Annotated in this window: 14 protein-coding genes; 10 read left to right on the forward strand and 4 right to left on the reverse strand. The window is 71.9% G+C overall.

Annotation, left to right across the window (positions count from 1 at the left end):
• Nucleotides 1-622 precede the first annotated feature (622 nt).
• Nucleotides 623-1,534, reverse strand: a complete 912-nt coding sequence (locus HCC61_RS01125) for a sugar phosphate isomerase/epimerase (RefSeq protein ID WP_346776961.1) — start codon at nt 1,532-1,534, stop codon at nt 623-625.
• A 330-nt stretch (nt 1,535-1,864) separates the two neighbouring features.
• Here HCC61_RS01125 and HCC61_RS01130 point away from each other — a divergent pair, with 330 nt between their 5' ends.
• The 9 genes from HCC61_RS01130 to HCC61_RS01170 all read left to right on the forward strand — a co-directional run bounded on the left by HCC61_RS01130 (nt 1,865) and on the right by HCC61_RS01170 (nt 11,694).
• Entirely contained in the window at nt 1,865-2,980 is a 1,116-nt protein-coding gene (locus HCC61_RS01130) for a 5-dehydro-2-deoxygluconokinase (protein WP_169133309.1), read from the forward strand.
• Between the two features lie 171 nt (nt 2,981-3,151).
• Nucleotides 3,152-4,033 carry a deoxyribose-phosphate aldolase gene (locus tag HCC61_RS01135; RefSeq protein WP_169133310.1) on the forward strand — a complete coding sequence of 294 codons (882 nt, stop codon included), beginning with the start codon at nt 3,152-3,154 and terminating at the stop codon, nt 4,031-4,033.
• 175 nt (nt 4,034-4,208) lie between these two features.
• Entirely contained in the window at nt 4,209-5,216 is a 1,008-nt protein-coding gene (iolB, locus tag HCC61_RS01140; protein WP_169133311.1) for a 5-deoxy-glucuronate isomerase, read from the forward strand.
• 131 nt (nt 5,217-5,347) lie between these two features.
• Nucleotides 5,348-7,225, forward strand: coding sequence for a 3D-(3,5/4)-trihydroxycyclohexane-1,2-dione acylhydrolase (decyclizing) (iolD, locus tag HCC61_RS01145; RefSeq protein ID WP_169133806.1), 1,878 nt, complete (start codon nt 5,348-5,350; stop codon nt 7,223-7,225).
• Nucleotides 7,226-7,474: 249 nt separating this feature from the next.
• Complete coding sequence (locus HCC61_RS01150; protein ID WP_169133312.1) at nt 7,475-8,980, forward strand: CoA-acylating methylmalonate-semialdehyde dehydrogenase; 1,506 nt, start codon at nt 7,475-7,477, stop codon at nt 8,978-8,980.
• Between the two features lie 230 nt (nt 8,981-9,210).
• The gene (locus HCC61_RS01155; RefSeq protein ID WP_169133313.1) at nt 9,211-9,861 is read left to right on the forward strand and encodes a class I SAM-dependent methyltransferase; all 651 of its coding nucleotides are present in this window, start codon (nt 9,211-9,213) and stop codon (nt 9,859-9,861) included.
• Between the two features lie 127 nt (nt 9,862-9,988).
• Nucleotides 9,989-10,966: a class I SAM-dependent methyltransferase gene (locus HCC61_RS01160; protein ID WP_169133314.1), complete on the forward strand. Its 978-nt coding sequence runs from the start codon at nt 9,989-9,991 to the stop codon at nt 10,964-10,966.
• A 45-nt stretch (nt 10,967-11,011) separates the two neighbouring features.
• A complete protein-coding gene (locus HCC61_RS01165; protein ID WP_169133315.1) occupies nt 11,012-11,284 on the forward strand; it encodes a CopG family transcriptional regulator in 273 nt (90 codons plus the stop codon).
• The gene (locus HCC61_RS01170) at nt 11,281-11,694 is read left to right on the forward strand and encodes a PIN domain-containing protein (RefSeq protein WP_169133316.1); all 414 of its coding nucleotides are present in this window, start codon (nt 11,281-11,283) and stop codon (nt 11,692-11,694) included. The genes HCC61_RS01165 and HCC61_RS01170 overlap by 4 nt, the downstream gene beginning before the upstream one ends.
• Before the next feature lie 164 nt (nt 11,695-11,858).
• Here HCC61_RS01170 and HCC61_RS01175 read toward each other — a convergent pair whose 3' ends face one another.
• Nucleotides 11,859-12,302: a hypothetical protein gene (locus tag HCC61_RS01175; RefSeq protein ID WP_169133317.1), complete on the reverse strand. Its 444-nt coding sequence runs from the start codon at nt 12,300-12,302 to the stop codon at nt 11,859-11,861.
• A 310-nt stretch (nt 12,303-12,612) separates the two neighbouring features.
• On the opposite strand from HCC61_RS01175, the gene HCC61_RS01180 reads away from it, so the two are divergent.
• Nucleotides 12,613-13,257, forward strand: coding sequence for a dihydrofolate reductase family protein (locus HCC61_RS01180; protein ID WP_169133807.1), 645 nt, complete (start codon nt 12,613-12,615; stop codon nt 13,255-13,257).
• Between the two features lie 24 nt (nt 13,258-13,281).
• Here HCC61_RS01180 and HCC61_RS30010 read toward each other — a convergent pair whose 3' ends face one another.
• Together HCC61_RS30010 and HCC61_RS01200 are read right to left on the reverse strand one after the other, a co-directional pair.
• Nucleotides 13,282-15,495 (reverse strand): FAD-dependent oxidoreductase, encoded by a 2,214-nt coding sequence (locus HCC61_RS30010; protein WP_206321923.1) that lies wholly within the window; start codon nt 15,493-15,495, stop codon nt 13,282-13,284.
• 77 nt (nt 15,496-15,572) lie between these two features.
• The gene (locus HCC61_RS01200) at nt 15,573-16,298 is read right to left on the reverse strand and encodes an iron-containing redox enzyme family protein (protein WP_169133318.1); all 726 of its coding nucleotides are present in this window, start codon (nt 16,296-16,298) and stop codon (nt 15,573-15,575) included.
• Nucleotides 16,299-16,445 lie beyond the last annotated feature (147 nt).

Consider the following 16,445-nt stretch of genomic DNA (forward strand, 5'->3'; position numbering starts at 1 on the left):
TGAACGACACTGAGTGACCGGCGGAGAGGGCCTGTTGAGGCTCTGTGACATGGCGCCCGTACAACGGTGACGGTCGTGACAGGCCCCCGACACGGGGCGCGCTGGCGCGCGCGGTTCCCCGAACGTTGCGCGCGCGGCGGGTCCCGCCGCGGGCGGGTACGTGCGCTGCGCGCAGTACCTGCGCGCGGGGCGCCAGTTGGGCCGCGCCCGCCGGTCGCCCGCCGCCGGGGGGAGGGGGGACGTCACCGCGGGCTGTCGCCCGCCGTCTCGGGCCTCGCGCCGCAGCGCGCGCACTGCCCGCGCTGCGTGCGGCGGTTGGACTGCGCCCCGGTGGGGCGTGCCACCGTGCGCAGGCGCGGCTGCGTTTGGGCAATGCGGACCTCGGCGGCGCGACCGCCGAACCGCCCCGCGGGGCCCGTATCGGTTGCCCCGTTGCCGCCCCGCTCTGGCGGCTCTCGTGTCCACCGGGCTGCGGCCGAGGGTCGTGCAGGCGACCCTCGGACCTCGCGCCGCAGCGCGCGCACTGCCCGCGCTGCGCGCGCAGTTGGGCCGCATCGACGGTCGGCTGGGGTGCGGCGCCTCGTGCCGCTTCGCCTCGCGCGGCCCGCGCGGAGGGGGCCGGTCAGGCGCCGCAGCCGCGGAGGAAGCGCCTCGTGCGTTGGGCGATCGGGAGGGGCTGGTCCGGTGGGCAGGGGTACATGTCCTGTTCGACGATCGCGAAGAGGTCCACGCCCAGGCCCTGCGCGGCGGTCAGTACGGGCTCCATCGCCGGTACGCCCAGCGGCGGTTCGCACATCACGCCCTGCCGCACCGCGGGTCCGAAGGGCGTGCCCTTCTCCACCACGTCGGAGAGGATCGCCGGGTCGACCTGCTTGAGGTGGAGATAGCCGATGCGCTCGCCGTAGGTCTCGATCAGCTTGACGCTGTTGCCGCCGCAGTACGCGTAATGCCCCGTGTCCAGGCAGAGGTTGACCAGGCCGGAGTCCGTCGCGTCGAGGAAGCGCTCGACGTGTTCCTCGGTGTCGATGTGGGTGTCCGCGTGCGGATGCACCATGATCTCCAGGCCGTACTGCTCCCGTACCTCGCGGGCCAGCCGCTCGGTGCCGCTCGCGAGGTGATGCCACTGCTCGGCGGTGAGTTCGCGGGGCTCGATCTCCTCGGCGGTCTTGTCGTCGCGCCAGAAGGACGGGATGACGACGAGGTTGTCCGCGCCCATCGCCCTTGTGAGCGCGGCGACTTGGCCGACGTGCTCCCATGTGGCGTCCCATACCTCCGGACCGCGGTGCAGCGAGGTGAACACCGTGCCCGCGGAGACCTTGAGGCCGCGGGACTGCACCTCGTCGGTGAGGCGTGCCGGGTCGGTGGGGAGGTAGCCGTAGGGGCCCAGTTCGATCCACTCGTAGCCGGCCTGTGCGACCTCGTCGAGGAAGCGCCGCCACGGCACCTGCTCGGGGTCGTCCGGGAACCAGACGCCCCAGGAGTCGGGCGCCGAGCCGACCCGGATGCGGTCGAGGGACGGGGTCGCAGAAGTCACGGAGGGCTCCTCGCTGTACGTACGTGTCTTACGTGTCACGGCAGACGGATTTGACGGGGGACGACGGGGGCGGGGGACGACGGGGCGAGCCAACTCCCCGGGCGCCGCCAATGTCAAGGGAATGTAAGGACAACGTTTCATACGGACGTACCGAGCCCGCTCTCTCCGGCAGGACGTCAGTATGTAAGGACAAATCATTGACACCTTTCGCCGCTCGCCCCGACGATGAGGAGGCCGCCGAGGGAACGACCCGGCTCGGCCCACGCCCGACGCCCCACGATCCGGCACCCGGCGCACCCGGCACCCGGCACGACCCACGAAAGGGCATCCATGGCATCCACGCCAGGCACGGCATCCGAGGCCGCCACGGAAGAGCCGTACGACGTCATCACGATGGGCCGCATCGGCGTCGACATCTACCCGCTCCAGACGGGGGTGCCGCTGCCGCAGGTCGAGACGTTCGGGAAGTTCCTCGGCGGATCCGCGACCAATGTGGCCGTGGCCGCCGCGCGGCTCGGACGCGGGAGCGCGGTCGTCAGCCGTACGGGGAACGATCCGTTCGGCGAGTACTGCCATCAGGCCCTGCGGGGCTTCGGCGTGGACGACCGCTGGGTCACGCCCGTCGACAGGTATCCCACGCCCGTGACCTTCTGCGAGATCTTCCCGCCGGACGACTTCCCGCTGTACTTCTACCGCGAGCCGAAGGCCCCCGACCTCGAACTCGGCCCGGACGACCTGGACTTGGACGCCATCGGAGCCGCGCGGATCTTCTGGGTCACGGGCACCGGGCTGTGCGCGGAGCCCAGCCGTACGACGACGCTCGCCGCGCTGGAATCCCGTGCCGGGCGCCGTACGGGGGATACGGGCGGCCGTACGGGACATCCCGGGGGCGCCGACGGCGCGGGTCCGCAGACCGCCACCGTCTTCGACATGGACTGGCGGCCGATGTTCTGGGGCAAGGAGGGCTCGGCGGCCGGGCCCGCGGGGGCGGGGGAGACCTCGGACGCGGGCGACCTCACCGCGGACGAGGTCATGGCGGAGGCCCGGCCGTACTACCGTCAGGCGCTCGCGAACGCCACCGTCGCCGTCGGCAACCTCGACGAGTGCGAAGTCGCCACCGGCACGCGCGAACCGCAGGCGTGCGCCGACGCCCTGCTGGAGGCCGGTGTCGAACTCGCCGTCGTCAAGCAGGGACCCAAGGGCGTGCTCGCCGCACACCGTGACGGCACCCGTACCGAGGTGCCTCCGCACCCGGTCGAGGTCGTCAACGGCCTCGGCGCCGGGGACTCCTTCGGCGGCTCCCTGTGCCACGGGCTGCTCGCCGGCTGGGACGTGGAGTACGTGATGCGGTACGCGAACGCCGCGGGCGCCCTCGTCGCCTCCCGGCTGGCCTGCTCCGCCGCGATGCCCACGGCGGACGAGGTCGAGCAGCTGATGCGGGGCTAGCCGCGGTGGCCCGGGCCGGGGCCCCGCCGTCTCCTCCTCCTGCCACCCCCGCGACGGCCTCGCGCCCGCGCCCGTCCCGCGCCCGTCCCGCGTTCGTCCCGTGCCCGTCCCGCACTCGCCCCCCCCGCCTGCCGACCGGCCGTGACCCGGCCATGAAAGCGAGCAACTCCCTTGAGCAGCATCAGCATTCGCGACCTCGTCGCCGTACGGGCCCGGCACCCGGAGGCGATCGCTGAGGCTGCCGCCAGACGCGCCAGACGCCCCCTCGTCGGGGACAGCGGCCGGCTGATGATCGTCGCCGCCGACCATCCGGCCCGCGGGGCACTGGGCGTCGGCGGCGACGAACTGGCCATGGCCGACCGCGCGCGGCTGCTGGAGCGGCTGACGACGGCCCTGTCACGGGCCGGGGTCGACGGCGTGCTGGCCACGGCCGACATCCTGGAGGACCTGCTGCTCCTCGGGGCGCTCGAGAACAAGATCGTCATGGGATCGATGAACCGCGGCGGGCTGGCCGGAGCCTCGTACGAACTCGACGACCGCTTCACCGGATACCGGGCCCAGGACATCGAACGGCTGCGCTTCGACGCGGGCAAGGCGCTGCTGCGGATCGACCTCCACGACGCGGGCTCGCTGGCCACGATGCATGCGACGGCGCGCGCGGTTGACGACATGGCGGGACGGCGGCTGCCGGTCTTCATCGAGCCGTTCATCTCGCGCCGCGTGGCGGGCAGGGTCCGCAACGACCTCAGCGCCGAGGCGATCATCCGTTCCGTCGCGATCGCCTCGGGCCTCGGCGGCACCTCCGCGTACAGCTGGCTGAAGCTTCCCGTCTCCGAGGACCCCGAGGACATGGCGCGGGTGTGCGAGACGTCCACGCTGCCGGTGGTGCTGCTGGGCGGCGAGACGAACGGCGATCAGGAGGGCGCGTACGAGAAGTGGCGCACGGCGCTGCGGATGCCCACCGTGCGGGGACTCGTCGTCGGACGGTCCCTGCTCTACCCGGCGGACGGCGACGTCGCGGGCGCCGTGGACACGGCGGTGGGGCTGCTGTGAACCGCACGGGCACCGCGGGTGCGGACACTGCGGGTACGGGACCTGCGGGTACGGGACCTGCGGGTACGGGACCCGGGAGTACGGGACCTGCGAGGGCACTTGCGGGTACGGGACCTGCGGGTACGGGCCCGGGGACGGGGAGTCGGCACAGGGCGATGCGGCAAGGATGGCGAGCATGACGGGCAGCACGAGCACGAGCACGAGCACGAGCACGAGCGCAAGCGGCACAGGCACAGGCACGGGCACGGACGGGGCGGGCACCCGCTCCGGCGGCGGGTTCCACCTCCCGGCGGGCACCGCGGGCTCCGGCCCGTACGCCCTCGACATCGACCCGCGGCGGGCCCAATGGGGCTACTCCTCGCTGCGCGTCCTGGAGCTGGAGCCCGGCGGAACCCACGAGTTCGCCGCGGGCGACAGCGAGTGGATCGTGCTGCCGCTCAGCGGCGGGTGCACGGTCGCCGCCGAGCGCGAGACGTTCGAACTGCACGGCCGTACAAGCGTGTTCGACGGTGTCAGCGACTTCGCGTACGTGCCGCGCGACGCCGACGTGCGAGTCACCAGCGCCGGCGGTGGACGCTTCGCGCTGACCGGCGCCCGCTGCACCCGCCGGCTGCCCGCACGGTACGGACCGGCCTCCGCCGTTCCCGTTGAGCTGCGCGGCCGCGGCAACTGCTCGCGCCAGGTCAACAACTTCGCCGCGGCCGGAGTCTTCGAGGCCGACCAGCTGATCGCGGTGGAGGTGCTGACACCGGGCGGCAACTGGTCCTCGTACCCGCCGCACAAGCACGACGAGGACCGCCCGGGTGTGGAGAGCGAGTTGGAGGAGATCTACTACTTCGAGATCGCCCCGCACCGTGCGGGCGCCGGCGCCGCGGACATTCCGGGCCTCGGCTACCAGCGGGTCTCGCCGTCCGGCCCGCGCAGCGGCACCGACGTGCTCGCCGAGGTGCGCGACGGCGACGCCGTGCTGATCCCCGACGGCTGGCACGGCCCGTCCATCGCCGCGCCCGGTCACGACATGTACTACCTGAACGTGATGGCCGGACCGGGTCTGGAGCGTGCGTGGCTTATCTGCGACCATCCAGACCACGCCTGGATCCGAGGCAGCTGGGACGAGCAGCCTGTCGATCCAAGGCTGCCGCTCTACCACGCACCGACAGTGGAAGGGGAGACGGGCGAGTGACAGCGCAAGTGAACTCGGCATCCGGACCGGCCGGTCCGGGCGGAGCAGCCGAAGCGGGCACACCGGCGGGCACAACGGCGGGCACACCCGCGGGTGCACCGGAACCGGCCGGACCCGGCGGGCCGCGGACCGTGCGGCTGACCGTCGCACAGGCGCTGGTGCGCTTCCTCGCCGCCCAGTACACGGAGCGGGACGGGCGGCGCCACCGGCTGATCGGCGCCTGCTGGGGCATCTTCGGCCACGGCAACGTCGCGGGCATCGGGCAGGCCCTCGTCGAGAGCGGCCAGGGCGACGACGCGCCGCTGCGCTACCTCCAGGGCCGCAACGAGCAGGCCATGGTGCACGCAGCCGTCGGCTACGCACGCCAGAGCAACCGCCTCTCCGCCCACGCCGTCACCACCTCCATCGGTCCCGGCGCCACCAACCTCGTCACCGGCGCGGCCCTCGCCACCGTCAACCGGCTGCCCGTACTGCTGCTGCCCGGCGACATCTTCGCGACCCGCACCGCCGACCCGGTGCTACAGCAGCTCGAAGTGGCGTACGCGGGCGACGTGTCGGTCAACGACGCGCTGCGGCCCGTCTCCCGCTGGTTCGACCGCGTACAGCGGCCCGAGGCGCTGATCCCCGCCGCCCTCCAGGCCATGCGCGTCCTCGCGGACCCGGTGGAGACCGGCGCCGTCACCCTGGCGCTGCCGCAGGACGTGCAGGCGGAGGCGTACGACTGGCCGGTGGAGTTCTTCGACGAGCGCGTGTGGCGGGTGCGGCGGCCGGCGCCGGAGGCCGCCGAGGTGGCGGCCGCCGCCACCGCCGTGCTCGACGCCCGCAGGCCGCTGATCGTCGCGGGCGGCGGCATCCACCACAGCGAGGCCGAGGCCGCGTTGCGGGCGCTGGCCGACGCCACCGGCATCCCCGTCGCCAGCACCCAGGCGGGCAAGGGGGCGCTGCGCCACGACCACCCGTGCGACGTGGGCGCGATCGGTCACACCGGCACGGCCGTCGCGGACGATCTGGCGCGTAAGGCCGATCTCGTCATCGGAGTCGGCACCCGCTACAGCGACTTCACCACCGCCTCGAACACCCTCTTCGCCGAGCCCGGCGTCCGCTTCGTCAACCTCAACATCGCCGCCTTCGACGCGCACAAGATGAGCGCGACGACGCTCGTCGCCGACGCGCGCGCCGGTCTGGAGGCGCTGTCGGGCGCGCTGCTGGGCCACCGGGTCCCGGCCTCCTACGAGGAGGAGTACGCGGCGGGCAAGGCGAGTTGGGAGCGTGCCGTCGACTCCGCCTACGCCGCCAAGGACGAGGGCGCCCGCCCCACCCAGAGCCAGGTGATCGGCGCCCTGGACGGCGTGGTCGGCGACGACGACGTCGTCATCAACGCGGCGGGCTCCATGCCCGGCGACCTGCACAAGCTGTGGCGGGCCCGCTCGCCGCGCCAGTACCACCTGGAGTACGGCTACTCCTGCATGGGTTACGAGATCCCCGGCGCCATCGGCGTGCGGCTCGCCGCCCCGGACCGCCCCGTGTGGGCGCTGGTGGGCGACGGCACGTACCTGATGCTGCCCGGCGAGATCGTCACCGCCGTGCAGGAGGGGCTCGACATCAACGTGGTGCTGGTGCAGAACCACGGCTACGCCTCCATCGGCGGCCTCTCCGAGCAGACCGGCGCCGAGCGCTTCGGCACCGCCTACCGCTACCGCGCGGCCGACGGCTCGTACACGGGCGATCCGCTGCCCGTCGACCTGGCGGCCAACGCGGCCTCGCTGGGCATGGACGTCGTACGGGCGGAGACCGTCGGCGAGTTGCGCAACGCCCTCGCGCAGGCGCGCGCCTCCGAGCGTGCGACGTGCGTGTACGTCGAGACCGAGACCGGCACGTCGGCTCCGGCGCCGCCGGGGGCGGCCGCCTGGTGGGACGTGGTCGTCGCGGAGACCTCCGGCCGCCCGGCGGCGCGCAAGGCACGCGAGGAGTACGAACGCCATGCGGCGGCAAGGCGCCGCCACTTGTGAACGGTCATCTGTGAACGGCCACATGTTGCACGGCCGGTCGCGAACGGCCGTGCGTGAGCGGGCAGTCGGGCCTCCGGCCGGATGCGGCCGGGTGCCGTCGGGTGCGCACCGGCCCGCGACCCGCCGCTCCCGCCCCGGCTCCCGCTCTCGTTCCGGCCCGGCCCTCGTCCGGACCCCGGCCCTCGTCCCGGACTCAGTCACGGCCCCGCCCCCAGCCCCGTACCCACCACAGAAAGCAGAGCCACGGATATGAAGACCCTCGGACATTGGATCGACGGCAAGGCCGTCGAGTCCGCATCCGGAAACACAGGCCCCGTATACAACCCCGCCATCGGCGAACGGGCCCGCCAGGTCGCCTTCGCCTCGGTGGAGGAGGTCGACTCGGCCGTCGGCTCAGCCCGCCGTGCCTACGCGGAGTGGTCGCAGAGCTCGCTCGCGAAGCGCACCGCGTTCCTGTTCAAGTACCGCGAACTGCTGGACGCGCACCGCGACGAGATCGCGGCGCTCATCACCGCCGAGCACGGCAAGGTGCACTCCGACGCGCTCGGCGAGGTCGCCCGCGGCATGGAGATCCTCGAACTGGCCTGCGGCATCCCCACGTTGCTCAAGGGTGAGCTGTCCACGCAGGTCTCGACGCGCGTCGACGTCTCGTCGCTCCGGCAACCGCTCGGCGTCGTCGCGGGCATCACGCCGTTCAACTTCCCCGCGATGGTGCCGATGTGGATGTTCCCGCTCGCGATCGCCTGCGGTAACACCTTCGTGCTGAAGCCCAGCGAGAAGGACCCGTCAGCGCCGTACCGGCTGGCCGAACTCGCCGCCGAGGCAGGGCTGCCGGAGGGCGTGCTCAACGTCGTCAACGGCGACAGGACCGCCGTCGACCGGCTGCTGACCCATCCGGACGTGGCGGCCGTCAGCTTCGTCGGGTCGACGCCGATCGCGAAGTACATCCAGTCGGAGGCCGTCGCGCACGGCAAGCGGGTGCAGGCCCTGGGCGGCGCGAAGAACCACATGCTCGTACTGCCGGACGCCGACCTGGACTTCGCCGCCGATAACGCCGTCAGCGCCGCCTACGGCTCGGCCGGAGAGCGCTGTATGGCCGTCTCCGTCGTCGTCGCGGTCGGCGACGCGGGCGACGAACTGGTGGCGAAGATCGCCGACCGTGCGCACAAGCTCCGCATCGGACCCGGCGACGACCCGTCCTCCGAGATGGGCCCGCTGATCACGCGCGAGCACCGCGACAAGGTCGCCTCGTACGTGGGCGGAGCGCGCGAACAGGGCGCCGACGTCGTCGTGGACGGCACCGGCTACACCGTCGACGGCCACCCCGAGTGCGCGGACGGCTTCTACCTCGGCGTCTCGCTGCTCGACAACGTCTCCCCGGACATGGACGCCTACCGCGACGAGATCTTCGGCCCGGTGCTGTGCGTCGTGCGGGCCGAGAGCTACGACGAGGCGATCGAGCTCATCAACGGCAGCAGGTGGGGCAACGGGACCGCCGTCTTCACCCGCGACGGCGGCGCCGCCCGCCGCTTCCAACTGGACGTCGAGGCGGGCATGGTGGGCATCAACGTGCCCATCCCGGTGCCGGTCGGCTACCACTCCTTCGGCGGCTGGAAGGACTCCCTCTTCGGCGACCTGCACATCTACGGCAACGACGGCGTGGCCTTCTATACGCGCGGCAAGGTCGTCACCACGCGGTGGCCGGACCCGGCCGAGAGCGGCGGGGTCAACCTGGGCTTCCCGACGTCGTCGTAGGGGCGGCCTCGTGGTGACGGTCTCGTGGTGACGGCCTTGCAGTGGCGGCCGGTTGGCGAGCGTCTCTCGGCGAACGCCTCTTGGCGGCCGCCACGTGGTGATGTCGTCGGCTCCGTAAGGCAAGGGCGGGCCGGGAGTCCCGCAGGGGCCGGGGCCCTTCTCCGAGGGGTCCCGGCGAGGCCCCGGCCGCCCAACCGGCCCTGCCCGTAGGGCTGTTATCGTCCCCGGCTGTGACCGGACCGGATCATCTGAGCGCCACGCGTACGTTCTACGACGCCCTTGCCGTGGACTACGCCGACCGCTTCCACCACGAGCTGTCGGCCAAGCCGCTGGACCGGTCGATGCTCTCCGCGTTCGCCGAGCTGGTGCTGGCCGCGGGCGGCGGACGGGTCGCCGATGTGGGATGCGGTACGGGCTCGGTGACGGCGCATCTGCACGAGCTGGGGCTCTCGGCGTACGGGATCGACCTGTCGCCGCGCATGGTGGAGCTGGCCCGCGAGTTCAGCCCTGACCTGCGCTTCGAGGAGGGCACGATGACGGCCGTCGGCCAGGCGGACGGCTCCCTCGCCGGAATAGTGGCCTGGCACTCGATAATCCACACCACGGACGATCAACTGCCGGAGGTCTTCGCCGAGTTCGAGCGGCTGCTCGTACCCGGCGGACATCTGCTGCTCTCGTTCCAGATCGGCGACGAGCCCGTCTACCTGGCGCGCCCGCTCGGCCACCCCGTCTCCCTCGACTTCCACCGGCGGCAGCCCGGCGACGTGGCCGCACTGCTGGCCGAGGCCGGGCTGCCCGTACAGGCCCGGCTGTCCCGTGAGCCCGACGACCGCGGCATGGAGACGACGCCGCAGGCGTTCCTGCTCGCCCGCAAGCCGTAGGGGCCCTCCGCCCCGCCCCCGTACCGGTGTTGAATGGGCCGTACACGAAGCGGCTGCCCGGACGGGCGCCACAAGCCGGGAGCCGGGGGGCCGCAAGCCCGGACCCGGGCACGAGGGGAGCGGGGATATGGCCGAGGACGAGAACCGGGCCGCCGGCGGAGGCAGGACCGGGAGCGAGGGCCGCAGCGGGGACGAGGGCAAGGCCGGGGGCGCCGGGAACGCGGGGGCCGCCGGGGCCTCCGAAGGCGCCGGGGCCTTCGAAGGCGCCGGGGACGGCGGCCCGTCCGTGCGTCTCGGCGCGGTGCCGGAGACGCTGCTGTGGAACCTGTGGCAGCGCGCCTACGAGGCCGGACAGCCCGGCACCGTGCTCAAGGACCCCAGGGCCGTGGAGCTGGTACGGGACATCGACTACCCGTTCACGGAGACCTTCGGCGAGCCCAATCCGCTGCTCGCGCAGGGCCATGCGCTGCGGGTCCGCACGTTCGACACGGCGGTGCGCGACTTCCTCGCGGAGCACCCGGACGGGACGGTCGTCACGCTCGCCGAGGGCCTGGAGACACAGTTCTGGCGGGTGGACAACGGGCGGGCGCGCTGGCTGTGCGTGGAGCTTCCGGAGACCGCGGCGGTCCGCGCCCGGCTGCTGCCGGACGCGGACGGCGAACGCCGCCGCACCCTCGCCCAGTCCGCGCTCGACCTGTCGTGGCGCGACGAGGTCGACCCCGACCGCGGTGTGCTGATCACCGCCCAGGGGCTGCTGATGTATCTGCGGCCCGAAGAGGTACGGGAGTTGGTCGCCGGCTGCGCGGAGGGCTTCCCCGGCGGCGCGCTCGTCTTCGACGCGGTGCCGAAGTGGTTCAGCGCACGCACGCAGAGCGGCGACATGCGTACGCCCCACGGCTACCGGCCGCCGCCGATGCCGTGGGGCCTGGACGCGGGCGAGCTGGACACGGTCCGCGGATTCCACCCGCGGATCCGCGACGTCCGCGAACTCCCGGTCCCCCGCGGCCGTGGCCTCTACCACGGCGTGCTGGCACCCGTCGTCCACCGGCTCCCGGGCGTACGGAACATGCGGCCCACGATGACGGCGGTGGCGCGCTTCGAGTGAGCATGCCTCTCCGGTGTCGGTAGCATGCTTGGTAGCATAAGTGGCATGAGTGAGCCCACCAGAAAGTACTCCATCACCATGCCGCGCGACATCGCGGACGCCGCCCGCTCGCGAAGCGGGAGTTCGGGTCTGTCCGCGTACGTGGCCGCTGCCGTGGCCCGGCAGATCGAACGGGACGATCTCAGCGAGCTGATCTCCGTGGCCGAAGCCGATCATGGTCCGATCACCGAAGAAGAGATTCAGGCCAGGCGCGAAGAGCTGCACCGCACCAGGGCGGAACAGCGGCGCCGTGGTGATCAGGGGACGGACGCCGCGTGACGCGTCCGCTCGCGGTGCCGGGGGGCACCCTGGTCCTCGACAGCGAAGGTCTGGCGAAGGCCGTATTGCGCGACCGCGGAGTCACCTCCTGGCTTGCGCTGGCACGGGCGGACGACATGCGCGTCGTCACCAGTGCCGTCACGCTCGTCGAAGTCGTGCACCCGAGGATCAAGCGGCCGGCGCTCGAATGGACGCTCTCCCGTCTCGTCGTCGAACCGGTCACCGAGGAAATCGCCCGCCACGCCTCGGAGTTGCTCGCCGAGGCCGGGGTGCACGGCCACAAGCACGCCATCGACGCCATACTGTGCGCCACCGCGCTCGCCGCACCCGGACCGGTCACGGTGCTCACCTCGGACCCCGACGACCTCGTCGCGCTGTGCGGTGAGCGGGTCACCGTCATCAAGGTCTGAGCCGGAAGCGTCCTGCGGGGCCCCGGATCCCAACTCGCCGTAAGGGTCGCCGCGTTCGCCTCCCACGCCGCCGGTAGGGGCGGGACCACCGGCGGCGCGGCTACCGGCCGCCGCCCCGCTCCTCGGGTACGACGTACGCGCACTGCACTTCGCCGGAGGCGCGCTCAGTGTGATTCTGGGTGCGGCCCGGTCGCCGTTGAGTGGCGCGGGGTCGGCTGTAGCCGGAAGTAGCTGTTGGCTGCGGGGACGAACATCAGGACCACGGCGGCGAGTACCGCAGCCACGTGCAGCACTCGGCTGGCCCCGAATGCCAGGTCGATGGTCTCGATCTGCGCAGGCTCCATGCCCATGATGCGGCCCTCGGCCAGGGCCTGGATCGGCTCAATGAGCATCGACGCCATACCGACCACACCGAGGCCGAGCGCCAGAGCGATCCGGGCCCACCCGTGGCCGCGGCGCATCCGGAGCGCGACCAGGAGCGCAGCGGCGAAGACTGGGAGCCGGACCGCAAGACCTACGGCGATCTCACCCGTGGAGTCCGAGCTGTCGGCCACCAATCTGCCTACTGCCAGGATCGTTTCGAAGACTCCAGCGGCAACAGCCGTCACCCACAGTGTGAATGCGGCACGCACCGGTGCTGGAGGGAACTGATCACCGGGCGCAGCACTCGGCCCGCCCGGGACGCGAGCACGGCTGGTGGAAGGGTTTCGTCGCGCAAGATGCGGCATCGCGGCCTCGATTCGTGATTGGTCGTCGGGAGCAGTCAGCTCTCCCGATACTCCAGGCACGGCAGGGCTACGGCCCGCCTGCCAGCCGGTGGATTCTCCGGGGGCCTATCCCCACCTCAGCGATGAGTCCGGCCGTCCCCATCGGTCGGTTCATGCGTTATCGATCCACCCGATCGTGGAAGGAACCGTCGTGCCCCGAACCCGGATCCACAACATGAACATCTCCCTCGATGGCTATGCCGCCGGCGACCATGTGACGTTCGACGCCCCGATCGGCGGTGCGGAGCGGCTGTTCACGTGGTTCGACGGCCGGGTCATCCACGGGGTCGACAAGGTGGATGCTCCCGTCACGCTGGACCGTGCTCTGACCAGCATGTGGGGCCAGGGCATCGGCGCCGAGGTCATGGGACGCCGCAAGTTCGGCCCGCAGACCGGTGATTGGCCCGACGACGGGTGGCGGGGCTGGTGGGGCGATGAGCCGCCGTTTCACACACCGGTGTTCGTCATGAGCCACCATCCACATCCGACGATCGACTTTTCCAACGGGACGAGTTTCCGTTTCGTGGACGGGTCACCGCACGAGGTGCTTCGCCAGGCCCAGGAGGCTGCGGGCGGTCTCGACGTCCGCATCGGCGGGGGACCTTCCATCGTGCGTCAGTTCCTTCAGGCCGACCTGATCGACTTCATGCACCTGGTGATTGTGCCGGTCACCCTCGGTCGGGGCGTATCCCTCTGGGAGGGGGCGAGCGGCGTCGAAGACCGCTTCACCGTCGAGTCGGTCACCTCCCCAAGTGGCCTTACCCATCAGCTCTGGAACAAGAAGGACCACGGCTGAGTCCCGGCTGTCGTCCGGCGGGCGTCATCGCCGTCGGCGGTGTGCGGGTTCGTCCGGGGCGAGGGCGACCAGGATCTCGCCGTTCTCCTCCTTCGAGGGGTGGATGCGGATCGGCCTGGTCGCGGGCGGTGAGAGGGGCTCTCCCGTGGCGAAGTCGAAGACGCTGCCGTGGCAGGAGCACAGCAGGCCGTCCTGGGTGACCTTGCCGGAGGAGAGCAGGCAGTCAAGGTGGGTGCAGTAGTTGGAGCTGACGTGGACCGTGCCCTCGTGGCGGGCGACGGCGAGTTCCACGTCGCCGGCGAAGAAGCGGCGCACGACGCCCTCGGGGACCTGGCCGGAGCGTGCGACGCGTATGTACGGGACGTCGGGAGCCTGAACGGGAGCATGAGCGGGAGCCTGAACGGTGGCGGCGGCCGTGGCGGGTCCGCCGGGCCGCTGCTCCTGCGGCTCCGGTCCAAGCGGTTCCCGTCCGGGCTCCTCTCGGGGCTCCCGTCGTGGCTCCGGGCTCGCGGCCGTGTACGCCGCGGCGAGTTCCGCCAGGTCCGCGTCCTCGTCGCACAGCACGTCCGGGTCCGGGGCGGCGCGCGCGGCGATGAGGTCCTTGGCGGCGAGCACGTCGCCTCCGCGCCCGATGGTGAACGCGGCCCGCAGCACTCCCCGTTCGAGGTAGAAGGCCGTGAAGTCGGCGGCCTCCGTGGAGCCGCGGATCACCATCCGGTCGGTGCCCTCGGTGTGGCCGCACTGCTGGAGGTTCAGGTCGAACTGGTCGGACCAGAACCAGTGCGGATCGTCGTGCGCGGTCTCCTCACCCAGCATGTCGCGTGCCGCCGTGGCCGCCTGCCGGCCGGCGTTGTCGAAGTGCTCCACCCTCAACCGGCGGCCGAAGAGGGGGTGTTGCTGGTTCGCCACGTCGCCCGCCGCGTAGACGCCCGGAACGTTCGTACGGCAGTGCTCGTCCACGAGAACGCCGTCGGCGACCGCGACCCCCGAACGCTCCGCGACGCCGGTGTCGGGCACGGCGCCGACGGCGACCACGACCACGTCGCCCTCCACCCGCAGCCCCTCGGCGGTGCAGACGACGGCGCCCGCGGACGTCTCCTCGTACGAGGAGACCGTCTGTCCCGTGTGCAGTTCGACTCCGGCCTTGCGCTGGATACGGGCGCAGATCTCGCCCATGCGGGCGCCCAGGGCGCGTTCGAGCGGGACCGCGCCCTGTTCCAGTACGACGACGGACGCGCCCGACGCCCTTGCCGTCGAGGCGACTTCGGAGCCCACGAAGCCCGCCCCGACGATGACGACGCGTGCCCCGGGGCGCAGCCGGGCGCGAAGGCGTTCCGCGTCGTCGACGCCGCGCAGATGGATCACGCGCTCGCCCTCGACGCCGGGCAGCCGGCGGGCACGTGCGCCCGTGGCCAGCAGGAAGGCGTCCGCGTGCAGGCGGCCGCCGTCCTCCAGCACGGCGTACCGGGCGGCGCCGGGCCCTCCGGGCGCCTGGTCCGGGGCCGCCGTCCCGTCCGGCCCGGCCGCCTCATCCGTCGCCGCCGCTACCGCGTCCGTCGCCGCATCCGCCGGGCCGTCCGTGTCGATGCGGTGCACCGCCGTGCCGAGGCGCAGTTCGACGCCGTGCTCGTCGCACCATTCGCGGGTCAGTACGCACAGATCCGTACGGTCCCCGGCCCCGGCGAGGAACTCCTTTGTGAGCGGGGGCCGTTGATACGGCAGGTGCGGCTCCTGGCCGACGATGGTGATGCCTCCGGTGTAACCGCGCCTGCGCAGCGTCTGGGCCGCCACGGCGGCGGTCACGCCCGCGCCGATCATCACGACGCGGCCGGGTCCGGGCCGCCCCAGGTCCCCGGATTCCACCGCGGTCGCCGGGGAAGCGGGCTGCTGCATCCGCCGGCGGCGCGGCAGCACCCACACCCGCCCGTTCTCCGTCTTCACGGGGTATGTGGGCTGGCATTCGCCGCGGTCGCCCGCCTGCCCCGTACTCAGGTCGAAGATCCATTGGTGGCCCGGGCAGACGACCTTGCCGTCCAGCACCGTGCCCTTCGAAAGCTGGCGGTCCTTGTGCACGCAGGTGTCCTGGAGGGCGAAGACCTCGCCGCCGGCGAAGAAGAGGGCGATGCGCTCGCCGCCGGCCTCCACGAGCTTCCTCTTGCGGCGGCTCAGCTCCGTGAGCTCCGCGACGTACACCCAGTCCACACCCGCCACCCGGTCCACCCCGTCCCGATCCGACATCCCGGCCTCCGCCGCCTGTTCGTCTCCGCCACGCGGCGGCGCGCCTCCCTCAACGGGCGCCGCCGCGCGGTCCGTTGCTACGCCGCCGCCGTCGCGGGCTCCAGATCGGGCCGTACGTAGTAGTCGTACAGAGCCTGCGTGTAGGAGAAGCGCATCTCGGCGGCCCACCTGACGAACTGGAGGCAGCGCTGCTGGAGCGCCGGGGTGTCGGCGTGGTCCAGGACGATCTGGTAGCCGCGTTCGCCGTGCACGACATCGGAGGTGATGTGCAGGTCGAAGAACTCGATCTCGTCCTCCGTGAATCCGTAGGACCCGCGCAGGGGGACGATCTGCTTCTTGTAGATGCTCGGCACCTGCGACTCCAGGCCCACGACGAGGGCGGCGGTGGCGACGACGAAGTGCTCGCGCATGGCGACGGCGTAGCACCACGACTGGAGGCCGCGCGTCACCGGATTCATGTTGGAGGGGTCCTCGACGCGTTCGCGGGTGGTGCCGCAGGCCTCCGCGAAGCGGATGAGGAGGTCGGTGTGGCGGATGTCGGCCAGTTCCTCCTCGTACATGTTCTGGAGGGTGAAGTCCTTTGCGCCGGTGCACTCTTCGGGGGTGTTCGCGTAGACGTAGGAGAGGTAGTCGGCGAACGGTCCGACGTAGTGGTAGTGGTTCTCCGCCCAGCGCGCGAAGTGCTCTCGCTTGAGACTTCCGTCCGCCCAGGCCGCGCTGAAGGAGGCGTTCTTCGCCTCACGGCCCTTGATGGCCTCCTGGAGCGCGCTGCGGAATTCGTCTTTCGAAAGGATCTCGGTCACTGCTGGCTGTCCTTCCGTGCCTCTGGTCGACTTGGATTTTCACCGTAGGGCGGGCGGGGCGTGGGAAAGGACGGCGATTCTGCACAGGAAAGAGCGCTTTCACAGTGCATGTCGTCCAGGGAATCCCCGAGAAGCCGGGAATTGGGG

It is taken from the genome of Streptomyces sp. HNM0575 (assembly GCF_012726265.1).
Taxonomy (GTDB): Bacteria; Actinomycetota; Actinomycetes; order Streptomycetales; family Streptomycetaceae; genus Streptomyces.